The sequence below is a fragment of the Kitasatospora sp. NPDC059648 genome (genome assembly GCF_042734825.1).
Taxonomy (GTDB): domain Bacteria; phylum Actinomycetota; class Actinomycetes; order Streptomycetales; family Streptomycetaceae; genus Kitasatospora.
The window spans coordinates 58,631-74,248 of sequence record NZ_JBHWDU010000006.1 but is presented as its reverse complement, the minus strand read 5'-3'; the positions used below and the strand labels follow the sequence as shown (position 1 = coordinate 74,248).

The 15,618-nt window shown below is 73.2% G+C and carries 12 protein-coding genes; 9 read left to right on the top strand and 3 right to left on the bottom strand.

Annotation, left to right across the window (positions count from 1 at the left end):
- Nucleotides 1-104 precede the first annotated feature (104 nt).
- The 8 genes from ACFV1W_RS06100 to ACFV1W_RS06065 all read left to right on the top strand — a co-directional run bounded on the left by ACFV1W_RS06100 (nucleotide 105) and on the right by ACFV1W_RS06065 (nucleotide 12,867).
- Nucleotides 105-932: a response regulator transcription factor gene (locus ACFV1W_RS06100; RefSeq protein WP_380413559.1), complete on the top strand. Its 828-nt coding sequence runs from the start codon at nucleotides 105-107 to the stop codon at nucleotides 930-932.
- A 12-nt stretch (nucleotides 933-944) separates the two neighbouring features.
- Entirely contained in the window at nucleotides 945-2,444 is a 1,500-nt protein-coding gene (locus ACFV1W_RS06095; protein ID WP_380413557.1) for a sensor histidine kinase, read from the top strand.
- Between the two features lie 139 nt (nucleotides 2,445-2,583).
- Nucleotides 2,584-3,195 (top strand): Uma2 family endonuclease, encoded by a 612-nt coding sequence (locus tag ACFV1W_RS06090; RefSeq protein ID WP_380413555.1) that lies wholly within the window; start codon nucleotides 2,584-2,586, stop codon nucleotides 3,193-3,195.
- Nucleotides 3,188-4,555, top strand: coding sequence for an oxygenase MpaB family protein (locus tag ACFV1W_RS06085; RefSeq protein WP_380413553.1), 1,368 nt, complete (start codon nucleotides 3,188-3,190; stop codon nucleotides 4,553-4,555). Before ACFV1W_RS06090 ends, ACFV1W_RS06085 begins: the two co-directional genes overlap by 8 nt.
- A gap of 330 nt (nucleotides 4,556-4,885) precedes the next feature.
- Complete coding sequence (locus tag ACFV1W_RS06080) at nucleotides 4,886-6,430, top strand: cytochrome ubiquinol oxidase subunit I (protein ID WP_380413551.1); 1,545 nt, start codon at nucleotides 4,886-4,888, stop codon at nucleotides 6,428-6,430.
- Nucleotides 6,431-6,466: 36 nt separating this feature from the next.
- Nucleotides 6,467-7,522, top strand: a complete 1,056-nt coding sequence (gene cydB, locus ACFV1W_RS06075) for a cytochrome d ubiquinol oxidase subunit II (protein WP_380413549.1) — start codon at nucleotides 6,467-6,469, stop codon at nucleotides 7,520-7,522.
- A gap of 4 nt (nucleotides 7,523-7,526) precedes the next feature.
- On the top strand, nucleotides 7,527-11,033 hold the full coding sequence (gene cydD, locus ACFV1W_RS06070; protein WP_380413547.1) for a thiol reductant ABC exporter subunit CydD: 3,507 nt from the start codon (nucleotides 7,527-7,529) through the stop codon (nucleotides 11,031-11,033).
- Between the two features lie 25 nt (nucleotides 11,034-11,058).
- Complete coding sequence (locus tag ACFV1W_RS06065) at nucleotides 11,059-12,867, top strand: GAF domain-containing sensor histidine kinase (RefSeq protein ID WP_380413545.1); 1,809 nt, start codon at nucleotides 11,059-11,061, stop codon at nucleotides 12,865-12,867.
- A gap of 47 nt (nucleotides 12,868-12,914) precedes the next feature.
- Here the strand turns inward: ACFV1W_RS06065 and ACFV1W_RS06060 are convergent, their stop codons facing one another.
- Nucleotides 12,915-13,763: an HAD family hydrolase gene (locus tag ACFV1W_RS06060; RefSeq protein ID WP_380413544.1), complete on the bottom strand. Its 849-nt coding sequence runs from the start codon at nucleotides 13,761-13,763 to the stop codon at nucleotides 12,915-12,917.
- A gap of 175 nt (nucleotides 13,764-13,938) precedes the next feature.
- On the opposite strand from ACFV1W_RS06060, the gene ACFV1W_RS06055 reads away from it, so the two are divergent.
- Nucleotides 13,939-14,175, top strand: coding sequence for a hypothetical protein (locus ACFV1W_RS06055; protein ID WP_380413542.1), 237 nt, complete (start codon nucleotides 13,939-13,941; stop codon nucleotides 14,173-14,175).
- 20 nt (nucleotides 14,176-14,195) lie between these two features.
- Here ACFV1W_RS06055 and ACFV1W_RS06050 read toward each other — a convergent pair whose 3' ends face one another.
- A complete protein-coding gene (locus tag ACFV1W_RS06050) occupies nucleotides 14,196-15,083 on the bottom strand; it encodes an LLM class flavin-dependent oxidoreductase (RefSeq protein ID WP_380413540.1) in 888 nt (295 codons plus the stop codon).
- 92 nt (nucleotides 15,084-15,175) lie between these two features.
- On the bottom strand, nucleotides 15,176-15,616 hold the full coding sequence (locus tag ACFV1W_RS06045) for an SUKH-3 domain-containing protein (RefSeq protein WP_270145488.1): 441 nt from the start codon (nucleotides 15,614-15,616) through the stop codon (nucleotides 15,176-15,178).
- Nucleotides 15,617-15,618: the final 2 nt, after the last annotated feature.

The following is a 15,618-nucleotide window of genomic DNA, read 5'->3' as shown; positions in this document are numbered from 1 at the left end:
CACACCACCGAGCCGCACCCCTGGGCGCTTGTCGCCCGAAAACCGACCGATAAGGTGTTAATCCAACATTCATCCATGCCGCATAGCCTCCGGGGGCTAGCCTCATGCTGAACGTCATCGTCCGACCGGGAGGCGAAACCCCCGTGCAAGGCACTGTCACCACACCGGGCGGCTCCACCGTGGCCGGGGGCCAGGGCGAGGCCTTCCTCCTCGTCGTGGACGACGAGCCGAACATCCGCGAGCTGCTCGCCGCCTCGCTGCGGTTCTCCGGGTTCCGGGTGGCCTCCGCCGCGAGCGGGACCGAGGCGCTGGAACTGATCGCCGCCGAACGGCCGGACCTCGTGGTCCTCGACGTGATGCTGCCCGACCTCGACGGCTTCACCGTCGTCGAGAAGCTGCGCGAGCGCACCAGCCGGGGCCAGATCGCCGGGCCCGCGCACGGACACCCCGGCGACCACCTGCCGGTGCTGTTCCTCACCGCCAAGGACGGCGTCGGCGACAAGGTCCAGGGCCTGGCCGCGGGCGCGGACGACTACGTCACCAAGCCGTTCAGCCTGGAGGAGCTGATCGCCCGGATCCGGGCCATCCTGCGCCGGGCCGGCGGCCCGGCCGAGGACGGCCGCCTGGTCGTCGCCGACCTCAGCCTCGACCCGGCCGCCCACGAGGTCACCCGGGCCGGCACCCCCGTCGCGCTCTCCCCGACCGAGTTCAAGCTGCTGCACTACCTGATGGCCAACGTCGGCCGGGTGGTGTCCAAGGCGCAGATCCTCGACCACGTCTGGGCCTACGACTTCGGCGGCGACCTCTCCATCGTCGAGTCCTACATCTCCTACCTGCGCCGCAAGCTCGACTCCGGCCCGGCGCACGGCCCCAAGCTGATCCACACCGTGCGCGGCATCGGCTACGCGCTGCGCCGCCCGCCGCAGGGCTGACCGGACCCGCTCGTGCTCAACCGCTTCACCTCCCGGCTGTCGCTGCGCGCCCGGCTGCTGGTCCTCGCCCTCGCGCTGGTCACCACCGGGCTCGCGGTCAGCGACACCTTCGTGCTCGGCACCGTACGGGCCCAGCTGGTGGAGCAGCTGGACGAGCAGCTCCAGCGCTACGGGCAGCCGCTGTCCCGCAAGTCCCCGGTCCAGCCGGCGGCGCCGGGCGCCGGGAAACCGGTCGTCAACGGGCGGCGGATCAGCCTGCCCAGCCAGTACCTGGTGCAGTGGCTGTCCTCGGACGGCAAGGTCCAGGGCTCCCTCCGCCAGCCCCTCTCGGACACCGACCCGGCGCCGCAACTGGCCGGACTGGACCCGACCCAGACCGCCCCGGACAACCCCTTCGACCTGCCCGACCAGCGCGGCCACCACAGCTGGCGGGTCCTGGTGCTGCCGCTCCAGGCCCCGCGCACCCCGGCCGCCGGGGCCGGCGCGTACGCCTCGCCGGCCAGCATCCCGACCTACGTCATGGTCGCCGTCTCCCGCGAGGACGTCGACGCCACCACCGGCCGGCTGAGCACCTCCTTCCTGGCCATCGGCGGCGGCGTCCTGGTGCTGATCACCGCGCTGGGCTTCTTCGCCGTCCGGGCCGGGCTGCGGCCGCTGCGGCGGATCGAGGCCGGGGCCGAGCGGATCGCCGCCGGCGAACTGTCCCACCGCATGCCGGAGCTCTCCCCGGGCACCGAGGTCGGCCGGCTGTCGATCGCGCTCAACGGCATGCTCACCCAGATCGAAGCGGCCTTCGCCGCCCGTGCCGAGTCCGAGGCCCGGATGCGGCGCTTCGTCGCCGACGCCTCGCACGAGCTGCGCACCCCGCTGGCCGGCATCCGCGGCTTCGCCGAGCTGTACCGGATGGGCGCGCTGCCCACCGAGGCGGACGTCACCCGGACCATGAGTCGGATCGAGAGCGAGGCGGTCCGGATGGGCACCCTGGTCGAGGACCTGTTGGTACTCGCCCGGCTCGACGAGGAGCGCCCGCTCGACCTCGCCCCGATGGACCTGCGCACCCTCGCCGCCGACGCCCTGCACGACCTCACCGCCCTCGACCCGAGCCGCCCGGTCGCGCTCACCGGCCCCGCGGGCACCGGGGCGCCCGGTGCGGCGCCCGTCCTCGGCGACGAGGCCCGGCTGCGGCAGGTGGTCACCAACCTGGTCGGCAACGCCGTCAAGCACACCCCGCCCGGCACCCCCGTCCGGATCGGCGTCGGCGGCGGCGCCGACGGGGTCTGCCTGCTGGAGGTCGCCGACTCCGGGCCCGGCCTCACCGAGGAGCAGGCCCAACGCGTCTTCGACCGCTTCTACCGGGTCGACGCCTCCCGCAGCCGCGACAACGGCGGCGGCGGCGGACTCGGCCTCGCCATCGCCACCGCCCTCACCCGCGCCCACGGCGGCGCCCTCACCCTCGACACCGCCCCGGGCGCCGGCGCCACCTTCCGCGTCGAACTACCGCGCCAGCGCTGACGGATACCGCCCGAAACTCCTCGATCGGGTGAACCGGAAGCCGTTCACCCGCTCGGCCCTCCGGTCGCGTGTGACCGTGCTGCCGTTGCTTGTGCGGCCTTGCACGGGCTGATCACACTGGACGGGAAAGAGGTGTCTCGTGAGCGCGCTCGTTGTCGAGGAGACCGTCGTGAACCTGGACCAGCAACTATGGCAGGCATGGAAGTCCATGGATGTACCCGAGGGCTTCCGGGCGGAGATCATCGAGGGGACGATCACGTTGTCACCCACTGGCGGCACCCGCCATTTCAGCGTGAACAGGCGGCTGGGTCGGGCCTTGTACGACCATCTGAGGGGCTCCGGCTACGGGCCTGCGCAGGACGGCAACGTGATCGCCGACCTCAAGGTGTTCATCCCGGACGTCTTCGTGGCGCCGGACGACGTCGAAGAGATCGAGCACCCCGAGGGCGTCGGGGTGCTCGCCTCAGGTGTCCCGATGGTGGTCGAGACCGTCTCGCCGGGCGCCGAAGCGCGCAAACGAGACCGCGTTCTCAAGCGCCGGGCGTACGCCCGCGCCGGCATCCCGGTGTACGTGATCATCGACGACTACGACGACGGCGGCACCGTGACCGTCCTCACCAGCCCTGACCCCGAGCGCGGGGTCTACGCCTCCTCGACGCGGATCCCGTACGGCAAGGAGGCCGTGATCCCCGAGGGCCCGGCCAAGGGCTTCGTGATCGGCCCCGAGATCACCGGGGAGCTCCGTGGCTGACCGGACCGTCTCCTTCAGGCGCGACCTGTCCGAGTGGCGGATCGCCCTGGTCGCCTGGCGGCTCCTGGTGCTGCAGGCCGCGGACCCGGTGGTGGCGGCCGGGATGCAGGAGCACTCCACCTACCGGGCGCACCCCTGGCGGCGGATCGAGCACACCCTGGGGAGCGGGCGACGGCTGTTCTACCAGGACGCGGACGCGCTGCGCCGGGAGGTCGAGCGGCTGAACCGGGCGCACAAGCGGATCCGCGGGACGATGCCGGACGGCCGTCCGTACGACGCGCGGGACGCGGCGACCAGGGTGTGGGTGCTGCTGACGCTGTTCGAGTGCGTGGAGGCGATGCGGCGGCTCGGCGGTGATCCGTACGACGGCGCTCAACTGGAGCTCGCCTACCAGGAGTTCAGGGAGGCGATCACCGCCTTCGAGCTGCCGGAGGAGGAACTCCCGAAGACGGCCGCCGACTTGCCCGGCTACTTCGCCCGGTACGCCCGGGAGAAGCTGGAGTTCACCGAGTCGGCCCGCTACCTGCTCGACGACATCCTGCGGGAGGCGCCCCGCCCCCGGCGGCTCCGGTTCCTCGGGGACGCCGGCTGGCGGGTCGTCCGGGTGGCCGTGGCCCGGGTGATCCGGGAGCTGACGGTGGCGGACCTGCCGCCGGTGGTGCGGGAGCGGCTCGGGCTGGTCCGGAGCCGGCGCGGGGCGCTGCTGTCGGTGGTGCTGCACCGGGGTGCCGGGGCCGTCGTCCCGCTCCTCCCGGAGCGGGTGCGCCACCGCTCCCCGGACGAGCAGCAGCGGCCGCCGCGCCGGCTGCGTCCGCAGCGGCAGGACGGGCGCGGCTCCCGGGTGGACCGGTTCTTCCGGGAGGTGCTGGACCAGACCGGGGACGGCTTCATCACCGTGCACGACCTGCGGGCGATGGCCCACAACGTGTGCTGGCAGCTGGAGTTGGACGAGGAGGCCGAGGCGAGGGTGTACCGGGCCTTCGACGGCTGGTGGGAGCAGCTGCGCGCGGCGATGGACGCCAACCGGGACGTCAAGGTCAGCCGGGAGGAGTTCACGGCGGCCACCCTGGCGGGTCTGGACCGGGACGAGGCCTACCTGGAGCAGGGGCTGCTGCCCGCGCTGCGGGCGGTGTTCACCGCGGCCGACACCGACGGCAGCGGCTTCCTGGAGTTCGACGAGTACCGCGCGGTGTTCGGCGGTCCGCGCGTCCATCCGGCCGAGCTGTCGCACGGCTTCCGCCAGTTGGACACGGACGGGGACGGCCGGATCACGGTGGAGGAGTTCCTGCACGGCTTCACCGAGTTCTTCACCGCCCGCGCCGACTCCGCCCCGGGGGCACAGCTGCTCGGGCGCCCGTAACCACGGGCGCTACCACGCCCCGCTCGCCGACGCGAGCGGGGCGCGCGGCTGTCAAGCGCCGGTTCGGACAAGAGCGGGGCGCCGCCCGTCGGGGTCGTTCGTTGCCACGCCCGGCGATCGGTAAGCAGACTGTGCGCACCGTCACGCCCTGCCACCCGCTGTCAACCCCACCCCACCTGCGGTTCCCCCGTAAGGATGGTGGATACTGTGCTTGTGAACGTGTTCACGTTCACAAGCGGACAAGCCCACGTGGTCCGGCAACGGTGCTCGACCGGAGATGGAGTTTGTCCGAAACAGCCCTGGAAGCAGGGCCGGCGGAGAGAGGGCGACGTGGAACTGGCAATCGCTCACGAAACGATCGCGCGATGGCAATTCGGGATCACCACCGTCTACCACTTCCTCTTCGTACCGCTCACCATCAGCCTGGCCGCGATCGTGGCCGGGCTGGAAACCGCCTGGGTGCGTACGAACAAGGAGAAGTACTTCCACGCGACCAAGTTCTGGGGAAAGCTCTTCCTCATCAACATCGCGATGGGCGTCGTCACCGGCATCGTGCAGGAGTTCCAGTTCGGCATGAACTGGTCCGACTACTCCCGCTTCGTCGGTGACGTCTTCGGCGCCCCGCTCGCGATGGAGGCGCTGATCGCCTTCTTCTTCGAGTCCACCTTCATCGGCCTGTGGATCTTCGGCTGGGACAAGCTGCCGAAGAGGATCCACTGCGCCTGCATCTGGATGGTCTCGCTGGGCACCGTGCTCTCGTCCTACTTCATCCTGGCCGCCAACTCCTGGATGCAGCACCCGGCCGGCTACGCGATCGACAAGGCCACGGGCAAGGCGCGGCTCACCGACATCACCAAGGTGCTGTTCCAGGACACCACGCTCACCGTGGTCTTCCACACCCTGACCGCCGCCTTCCTGACCGGCGCCGCCTTCATGGTCGGCATCGCCTCCTTCCACCTCTGGAAGGCCAAGCGCAAGCCGGAGGGCGTCGACCCCAGGAAGACCGCCGTGATGCGCACCTCGCTGCGGCTGGGCCTGGTGCTCGCCGTGGTCTTCGGCGCCGGCACCGCGCTCAGCGGCGACACCCTCGGCAAGGTCATGTTCGAGCAGCAGCCGATGAAGATGGCCGCGGCCGAAGCACTGTGGGACACCCAGGCGCCCGCGCCGTTCTCGGTCTTCGCGGTCGGCGACGTCGGCAAGGGCCACAACTCGGTCGCGCTGGAGGTCCCCGGGGTGCTCTCCTTCCTCGCCCACAGCGACTTCAGCTCGTCCGTCCCCGGCATCAACGACACCGCCGCCGCCGAGGCCGCCGCCCACGGCGGCAACCCCAAGGACTACATCCCGAGCGTCTTCGTGACGTACTGGGGCTTCCGGTTCATGATCGGTTTCGGGATGACCTCCTTCGTGGCCGGTCTGATCGGCCTCTGGACCACCCGCAGGAAGTTCCTGCTGCGCCCCGAGTTCCGCACCGGCGACACCGAGGTGCCCCGGCTGATGCTCACCCCGAAGCGGGAGCTGAGCCCGCTGCTCACCAAGTGGAGCTGGCGGATCGGCATCCTGACCATGGGCTTCCCGCTGATCGCCAACAGCTTCGGCTGGATCTTCACCGAGATGGGCCGCCAGCCCTGGGCCGTCTTCGGGCTGATGACCACCGCCAGTGCGGTGTCCCCCAACGTCGGCGTCGGCACCCAGATCGGTGCCCTGGCCACCTTCACCACGCTGTACGCGGTCCTCGCCGTCGTCGAGGTCCGGCTGCTGGTCAAGTACGCCAAGGCGGGCCCGGTGGTGACCGAGCAACCCCCGGCCGTGGACCCGTCGCTGCGCGGCCCGTCCGCGGACGAGGACGCCGACAAGCCGCTCGCCTTCGCGTACTGATCCGCGGAACCGACCCAAGATAGGAGACCCAGGGTCATGCAACTCCACGACGTCTGGTTCGTGCTGATCGCGGTCCTGTGGATCGGCTACTTCTTCCTGGAGGGCTTCGACTTCGGGATCGGCATCCTCACCAAGCCGCTCGCCCGGAACACCGCCGAGCGCCGGGTGCTGATCAACACCATCGGCCCGGTCTGGGACGGCAACGAGGTCTGGCTGCTGACCGCCGGCGGCGCCACCTTCGCCGCCTTCCCGGACTGGTACGCGACCCTCTTCAGCGGCTTCTACGTCCCGCTGCTGGCCATCCTGGTCTGCCTGATCGTCCGCGGCGTGGCCTTCGAGTACCGGGCCAAGCGGGACGGCGCCCGCTGGCAGCGCAACTGGGAGGAGGCCATCTTCTGGACCTCCCTCGTCCCGGCCTTCCTGTGGGGCGTGGCCTTCGCCGACATCGTCCGCGGCGTGGACATCGACGCGCACAAGAACTACGTCGGCGGGCTCGCCGACCTGCTCAACCCGTACGCACTGCTCGGCGGGCTGGTGACGCTCACCCTGTTCACCTTCCACGGCGCGGTGTTCGCCGCCCTCAAGACCGTCGGCGAGATCCGCGAGCGGGCCCGTAGGGCCGCCCTCCGGGCCGGCCTGGCGGCCGCCGTCCTCGCCCTCGCCTTCCTGGTCTGGACCCAGGCGGACAGCGGCAACGGCCGCAGCCTGGTCGCCCTGGTGGTGGCGGCGCTGGCCCTGGCCGGGGCGCTGGCGGCCAACCAACTCGGCCGTGAGGGCTGGGCGTTCGTCCTCTCCGGGGCGACCGTCGTGGCCGCGGTCGCGATGCTCTTCCTGGCGCTGTTCCCGAACGTCATGCCGTCCACGCTCAACCCGGCCTGGAGCCTGACCGTCGGCAACGCGGCCTCCTCGCCGTACACGCTCAAGCTGATGACCGTCGTGGCCGCCGTGTTCACCCCGTTGGTGCTGCTCTACCAGGGCTGGACGTACTGGGTGTTCCGCAAGCGGATCGGCGTGCAGCACATCCCCGTCGGCCACCAGCCCGCCGCCCCGGCCGCCCCGGCCGTTCCCGCCGCTCCGGCCGACCGGGACTGACGCCGTGAAGCCGGTCGACCCCCGACTCCTCGGGTACGCGCGCACCACCCGGGCCTTCCTCGCCGGATCCGTGCTCCTCGGCGGGGCGGGCGCGGCCCTGGTCGTCGCCCAGGCGAGCCTGATCGCCGAGATCGTGGTCCGCGCCTTCCAGCGCGGTGCGGGCCTCGGCGAACTGACCACCCCGCTGGTGCTGCTGGCCCTCACCGCCGTCGGCCGCGGGCTGGTCGGCTGGCTCACCGAACTCACCGCGCACCGGTCCGTCGCCCGGGTGAAGTCCACCCTGCGGCGCCGGCTGCTGGACCACGCCACCGCGCTCGGCCCGTCCTACCTGGCGGGCCGGCGCACCGGCGAACTCACCGCCCTCGCCACCCGGGGCATCGACGCCCTCGACGACTACTTCGCCCGCTACCTGCCGCAGCTCGCCCTGGCCGTGGTCGTCCCGGTGATCGTGCTGCTGCGGATCGTCGGCGCCGACCCCGCCTCGGCCGCGATCATCGCCGGGACGCTGCCGCTGATCCCGCTGTTCATGGTGCTGATCGGGATGGCCACCCAGTCCCGGATGGACCGGCAGTGGAGCACCCTGGCCCGGCTCTCCCACCACTTCCTCGACGTGGTGGCCGGCCTGCCCACCCTCAAGGTCTTCAACAGGGCCCGCAGCCAGGCGGCCACCATCGCCCGGATCACCGCCGACTACCGCCGGGCCACCCTGCGCACCCTGCGGATCGCCTTCATCTCCTCCTTCGCGCTGGAACTGCTCTCCACCCTGTCCGTCGCGCTGGTCGCGGTCACCATCGGCTTCCGGCTGGTCGACGGCTCGCTCGACCTGGAGACCGGGCTGCTGATACTGATCCTCGCCCCGGAGGTGTACTTCCCGATCCGCCAGGTCGGCGCGCTCTACCACTCCAGCGTCGAGGGGCTCACCGCCGCCGACGAGGTCTTCCGGGTGCTGGAGACCCCGCTGCCGACCGCGGGTACGGTGCCGGCCCCCGACCTCGCCGGCGCCGTGATCACCGCCGAGGGCCTGACCGTACGGCACCCCGGTCGCGCCCTGCCCGCACTGGACGGCGCCGGACTGACCCTGCGCCCGGGCTCCAGCACCGCCCTCACCGGCCCCAGCGGGGCCGGCAAGTCCACCCTGCTGGCCGTCCTGCTCGGCCTCGCGGCCCCCGGGGCCGGCACCGTCCGGATCACCGCCGCCGGCGGCCGCACCCACGACCTCGCCGAGCTGGAACCCGGCAGCTGGCGGCGCCAGATCGCCTGGGTGCCCCAGCACCCGCACCTGTTCGCCGGGACGGTCGCCGACAACCTGCGGCTCTACCGGCCCGCGGCCACCGACGAGCAGCTGTGGACGGCGCTGCGGGCCGCCCACGCGCTCGACTTCGTCACCGACCTGGACGCCGGACTGGGGGAGGACGGCGCCGGGCTCTCCGCCGGGCAGCGCCAGCGCCTCGCGCTCGCCCGGGTGCTGCTCGCCGACGACCGGCCGCTGGTGCTGCTGGACGAACCCACCGCCAACCTGGACGGCGCCTCCGAGGCCGCCGTCGTGGACGCCGTCCGCACCCTCGCCGAGGACCCGGCGCGCACCGTGCTGGTGGTCGCCCACCGGCCTGCCCTGCTGGCGGTCGCGGACCAGCGGGTCCACCTCGCCGGGCCCGCCGCCACCGAGGCGTCCGAAGCTGTCGCCCCCCTGGTCCACGGCGGAAAGCCGACCCCCGCCCCGGCCGCGCCCGAGGAGCCCGAGGCCGAACCCGCCGCCCCCCGGCTGGCCCTGTCCGTCCTGCTCGGCGCGCTCGCCCTCGGCAGCGCCGTCGCCCTGATGGCCACCTCCGGCTACCTCGTCTCCCGGGCCTCCCAGATGCCCCCGGTGCTCTACCTGATGATGGCCGTCACCTCCGTACGGGCCTTCGGCATCGGCCGCAGCGTCTTCCGCTACGCCGAACGGCTGGCCTCCCACGACGCCGTGCTGCGCACCCTCGGCACCCTGCGGGCCGCCGTCTACCGCCGGCTGACCGTGCTCGCCCCGGCCGGACTGCCCGCCTTCCGGCGCGGCGACCTGCTCTCCCGGCTGGTCGCCGACGTCGACGCGATCCAGGACCGCTACCTGCGCTGGCGGCTTCCCGCCACCGTCGCCGCGATCGTCGCGCTGGCCTCGGCGGTCGCGATGGCCGCCTTCCTGCCCGCCGCCGGACTGGTGCTCGGCCTCGGACTGCTGCTGGCCGGGGTGCTGGTACCCGCACTCGCCGCCCGCTGGTCGGCCGGCGCCGAGCGGCGCCAGGCCCCCGCCCGCGGGCAGCTGGCCACCTCCGTGGTGGACGCCTTCACCGGCACCGCCGAGCTCACCGTGGCCGGCGCGCTGCCCCGCCGACTGGCCGCCGTCCGCACCGCCGACGCCACGCTGACCGGGCTCGCCGCCCGTTCGGCCGCCACCACCGCGCTCGGCACCGGGCTGATCGCACTGCTCACCGGGCTGACCGTGGCGGGCGCGGCGGCCGTCGGCATCCAGGGGGTGCGCAGCGGCTCGCTCGCGCCGGTCTGCCTGGCCGTCGTGGTGCTGACCCCGCTGGCCGCCTTCGAGGCCGTCACCGGGATGCCGCTCGCCGTCCAGGCCCGCCAGCGCGGCCGCGCCGCCCGGGCCCGGCTGGACGAGGTGCTCCAGGCCCCGGAACCGGTCGCGGAGCCCACCGACCCGCTGCCCCTGCCCGAGCAGCCGCTGCCCGTCGCGGTGCGCGGGCTGACCGTACGGCACCCCGGGCAGGGCGTGGACGCGCTGTCCGGGGTCGACCTCGACCTCGCGCCCGGCCGCCGGATCGCCGTGGTCGGCCCCTCCGGCTCCGGCAAGACCACGCTCGCCCAGGCGCTGCTGCGCTTCGTGGAGCCGGTCGCCGGGGCGGTCGCCTTCGCCGCCGGCTGTCCACAGGCTGTGGACAGTCGGATGCTCGCGGGCGAGGACGTCCGCCGGGTGATCGGCCTCTGCGCCCAGGACGCCCACGTCTTCGACAGCTCGCTGCGGGAGAACCTGCGGCTCGCCCGCCCGGGCGCCGCCGACGACGAGCTGCGCGCCGCGCTCGCCGCCGCCAGGCTGCTGGACTGGACGGACACCCTGCCCGAGGGCCTGGACACCATGGTCGGGGAGCACGGCGCCCGTCTCTCCGGCGGGCAGCGCCAGCGCCTCGCGCTCGCCCGGGCGCTGCTCGCCGACTTCCCCGTCCTGGTCCTGGACGAGCCCGCCGAGCACCTCGACCTGCCCACCGCCGACGCGCTCACCGCCGACCTGCTGGCCGCCACCGCGGGCCGCACCACCGTGCTGATCACCCACCGGCTGGCCGGGCTGGACGACAGCACCGTGGACGAGGTGCTGGTGCTGGACGGCGGGCGGGTCGTCGAGCGCGGCCGCTGGTCGGAGCTGGTGGCCGACCCGGACGGACGGCTGGCCGCGATGCGGCGGCGGGAACGGGAGGCGGACGGCCTGCTGGAACCGGTGGGCGTGACCGCTGCGCCGACCTTCGGCTGAAAACCGTACAAACTAGGCTTTCTCCATGGACCCCACGCCGGACCTTCCCGAGGCCGCTCCCGAGCCGACACCCCATCGGGTGCCCGAGATCGCCTCGCTCGGCCTGGACACCCTGGTCACCGAGGTCGCGGAGCGACTGCAGTCCGCCGCCGCGGTCACCGACCGGATGCAGCGGCTGCTGGAGGCGGTGGTCTCCATCGGGGCCGGGCTCGACCTGCACGCCACCCTGCACCGGATCGCCACCGGCGCCGCCGAGCTCGTCGACGCACGGTACGCGGCCCTCGGCGTGATCGCCCCCGGCGGGAACGGCCTGGCCGACTTCATCCACGTCGGCATCGACGACGTGACCGCCGCCGAGATCGGCGAACTGCCCGCCGGCCGCGGCATCCTCGGCGCGCTGATCGACCGACCCGAACCGCTGCGGCTGACCGAGCTCGGCGCCGACCCCCGTTCCTCCGGATTCCCTTCGCACCACCCGCAGATGAGGACCTTCCTGGGCGTGCCGATCCGGATCCGCGAGGAGGTCTTCGGCAACCTCTACCTCACCGAGAAGAAGGGCGGCGGCGCCTTCACCCCCGAGGACGAGCAGGTGGTGCACGCGCTCGCCGCGGCCGCCGGCGTCGCCATCGAGAACTCCCGGTTGTACGAGGAGGGGCGCCGCCGCGAACGCTGGATCGCCGGCGCCGCCGCCGTCACCACCGCCCTGCTCGCCGCCGAGCAGGCCGAGGGCGCGCTGACCGTCGCAGCCGAGCAGGTAAGGGAGTTGGCGGACGCGGCGCTCGGGATGATCCTGCTGCCCACCGCGCCGGTCGGCGAGGGGGACTGCCAGATGCGGGTCGCCCACGCCTCCGGCGAGGCAGCCGAGTTCGTCCGCGGCGAGCTGCTGCCCAAGGACAGCTTCGCCGCCCGGCTGCTGGAGGGGGACAGCGTCTACCTGGACGACATGTCCGGCGACCCCACCGTGGTGATGAGGCTCGCCCGCAGCTTCGGGCCGTCCATGGCCGTGCCGATGGTCGCCCGCGGGCGGGTGCTCGGCGGGCTCTGCGTCTGGCGAGCGCGCGGCGCGCTGCCGTTCACCGACTCCGAGAAACAGCTCGCCGGGACCTTCGCCTCGCAGGCCGCCCTCGCCCTGCGGCTCGCGGAGGGCCAGCGGGACCAGCAGCGCCTGGCCGTCTTCCAGGACCGCGACCGGATCGCCCGCGACCTCCACGACCTGGTGATCCAACGGCTGTTCGCCACCGGGATGATGCTGGAGAGCGCGGCCCGCCGGGCCGTCGTCCCCGAGGTGAAGGCCGGCATCGGCAACGCGGTGGACGAACTGGACGCCACCATCCAGGAGGTGCGCACCACCATCTACGCCCTCCAGCACGACAGCCACGGCGACGCGCCCGACACCCTGCGCACCCGCGTCCTGCGCGAGGCCAGCCAGGCCGCGGCGGCGCTCGGCTTCAAGCCCTCGGTGAGCTTCGTCGGGCCGGTGGAGAGCCTGGTCGGCGAGAACACCGGTCGCCAACTCCTCGCGGCACTGCGGGAGATGCTCTCCAACACGGCCCGGCACGCCCGGGCCTCCCGGGTCGGCGTGGAGATCGACGCCACCGTCCACCTGGGCGACGAGGGCCGGCCCGTCGGCGGCGACCCCGAGTCGCTGGACCGGGGCGGCCGGCCCGGGGTGCTGCTCAGCGTCACCGACGACGGCGTCGGCATCCCGCAGGGCGGGCGGCGCAGCGGACTGCTCAACCTGACCCGGCGGGCGGAGGCGCTCGGCGGGGCCGCCTGGCACGAGAGCGGTCCGTACCGGAAGGGGACCGTGGTGCGGTGGACCGCGAGGCTGTGAGCGGGCCCGGACGCGTTCGCCAGGGCGCGCCCGGCGGATCCCGCCGGTCAGAGCAGCCGGAGGAGCTCCTCCACCACCGCCGCGACGCCGTCGTCCTCGTTGCTCACCGTGTGCTGCGCCACCGCCGCCAGCACCTGCGGGTGGGCGTTGGCGACGGCGTACGCGGTGCCCGCCCAGGCCAGCATCTCCAGGTCGTTGGGCATGTCGCCGAAGGCCACCACCTCGCTGCGGTCGATCCCGTGCTCGGCGCACCAACGGGCCAGCGTGCTGGCCTTGGTGACGCCGGGCGCGCTGATCTCCAGCAGCGGGATCGGCGCGGAGCGGGTGATCTCGGCCAGGTGCCCGGCCGCCGTCCGGGCCTCGGACAGGAAGGTGTCGGGGTCGAGGTCCGGGTGCTTGGCCAGCAGCTTGAACAGGCCGCGCACCGGGCCGCCGTCCGCCAGCAGCCGCTCGGCCGGGGCGATCTCCCGGACCTCGGCGTCGCCCCACATCAGCACCTCGTACTCGGGCTCGCGGGCCCAGCCGTCCGCGTACTCGAAGGCGAACGCCGTGCCGGGCAGCTCGGTCCGCAGCGCTTCCACCACGGCCAGCGAGGTCTCGGCCGGCATCGGGAAGTACTCGATCAGCTCGCCGCCGCGCCGCACGTCCACGATCGCGCCGCCGTTGGAGCAGATCGCCACCCCGTGACCGCCGATGTGCGGGCTCAGCTGCTGCATCCAGCGCGGCGGCCGCCCGGTCACGAACACCACCTGCACCCCGGCCGCCTCGGCCGCCGCCAGGGCCGCGGCGGTGCGGTCGCTGACGGTGCCGCCGGAGCACAGCAGGGTGCCGTCCAGGTCGGTGGCGATCAGGCGGGGAGCGGTACGGGCTTCGGTCACCGGTCCATCTTCGCCCATCGCCGCCGCCGGGCCGAACACCCGGGTGCCGCCGCGGACGGGGCCGGGGCGATGACCGTACGGACGGGTTCCGGCCCTTCGCGCGCCGTTTCCGGCCGATCCATTCCCGTCCGGGGTGTCGTTGCGGGCCCGGCGGGCAGGACTCCTCCCGGTCACCCCGTCGGCAGGAAGAGCCATGCCCACTCGCCAGCTCCGTGACGAGCCGCCCCCGACCCTCCCCTCCCCGGACGCCCCGGCCGCGGACCGCCGAGCCGCGGATCTCCCGGCCGCGGAGCCCCGAGCCGTGCGCACCGCCTCCCGGGAGCCGGTCGTGCTCGGCGAGGTCCTCTTCCACACCCTCGCCGAGCTCGCCCGCCGCACTCCCGACCCGGTCCCCGCCCTCCCGGCCCAGCGCACCCGCCCGCACCCGTGACGCCCACGCCGGGCAGGGATTCAGCCGAGCTGGGCGAGGCCCTCCGTGGCGATCTCCTCGAAGACGGCGAGGTCGTTCGCGAAGATCGAGTCCGGCACCGGCCAGTGGATCACCAGCTCGGTGATGCCCAGCTCCTGGTACCTCCCGGCCCAGTCGACGAAGGCGTCCACCGACTGCAGCGGCTTCTCCGCCGTCGAGCCCTGGAGCAGCACCTTCTCCAGCGTCGCCACGTCCCGGCCGGTGGCCTCGCAGGCCGCCGTCAGCTTCGCGATCTGCTGGGCGATGACTGCGGGCGCCTGCTCCACCGGTACGTCCGCGGGCCCCTTCGGGTCCCCGTAGGTGACCCAGCCCTGCCCGTACTCGGCCGCGAGCCGCAGCCCGCGCGGGCCGGTCGCGGCCACGTAGAACGGCACCCGCGGGGTCTGCACGCAGCCGGGGACGTTCCGCGCCTCGACCGCCGAGTAGTAGGTGCCCTCGCGCGTCGTCGCGTCACTGCGCAGCAGCTCGTCCAGCAGCGGCAGGAACTCCCCGAACCGCGCCGCCCGCTCCTTCGGCGACCACGCCTCCTGGCCCATCGCCGTCGCGTCGTACCCGACCCCACCGGCCCCGATGCCGAGGGTGACCCGCCCGCCGGACACGTCGTCCAGCGTGATCAGCTCCTTCGCCAGCGTCACCGGGTGCCGGAAGTTCGGCGAGGTCACCAGTGTACCCAAGCAAATACTCTCCGTAGCTGACGCTGCGGCAGTCAGCGTGGGGATGGCTCCGAACCAGGGCTGGTCGCGGAACGACCGCCACGACAGGTGGTCATAGGTGTACGCGGCGTGGAACCCGAGGTCCTCGGCCCGCCGCCAGATCTTCTGTCCCTCGCTCCACCGGTGGATGGGGAGGATCACCGTACTCAGTCGCATGCCGCCGACCCTACGTCGCGGATGGGAGCGGCCGATGGTTCGGCAGACGATCAGGTCCCGCTTCGCGGTTGGCCTGGGGTCCACCGCATCCGCTACTCCCGGACGATCTTCGGGGCGATTCCGAGGATGAGACCGTCCAGCGCCTCCCCGACCGGGCCGAAGGAGGCGAGCCAGTCCGCGACGAGATGGATCTCTCCGGAATCGGAGATCCCGAGGAAGTACCGCCCGTTGTCCAGTTCCCCGACCGGCACGATGGCTTCGCCGATCTCCTGGCTCCAGTCGGTGAACCTGTCCTCCTCGCCGTCGGCGAGTGCAGGGTCCAGCTCGAACGGCGTGCGGGCACGCGAGATCCCAGGACCGTCGACCTCGACCAGCAGCCCGCCGAACTCCGACAGGAACTGCTCGGCCGCGTCATGCATCGGGAGACCGGCGCTCTCCAGCCGGCGACGCCACGAGCCGGTATCGACCTGCCGTCCGGGCTGCCAGCCAGCAGCACGCAGCACGCGTTCGGTCTCGTCCGAGAATCGCTGCATTT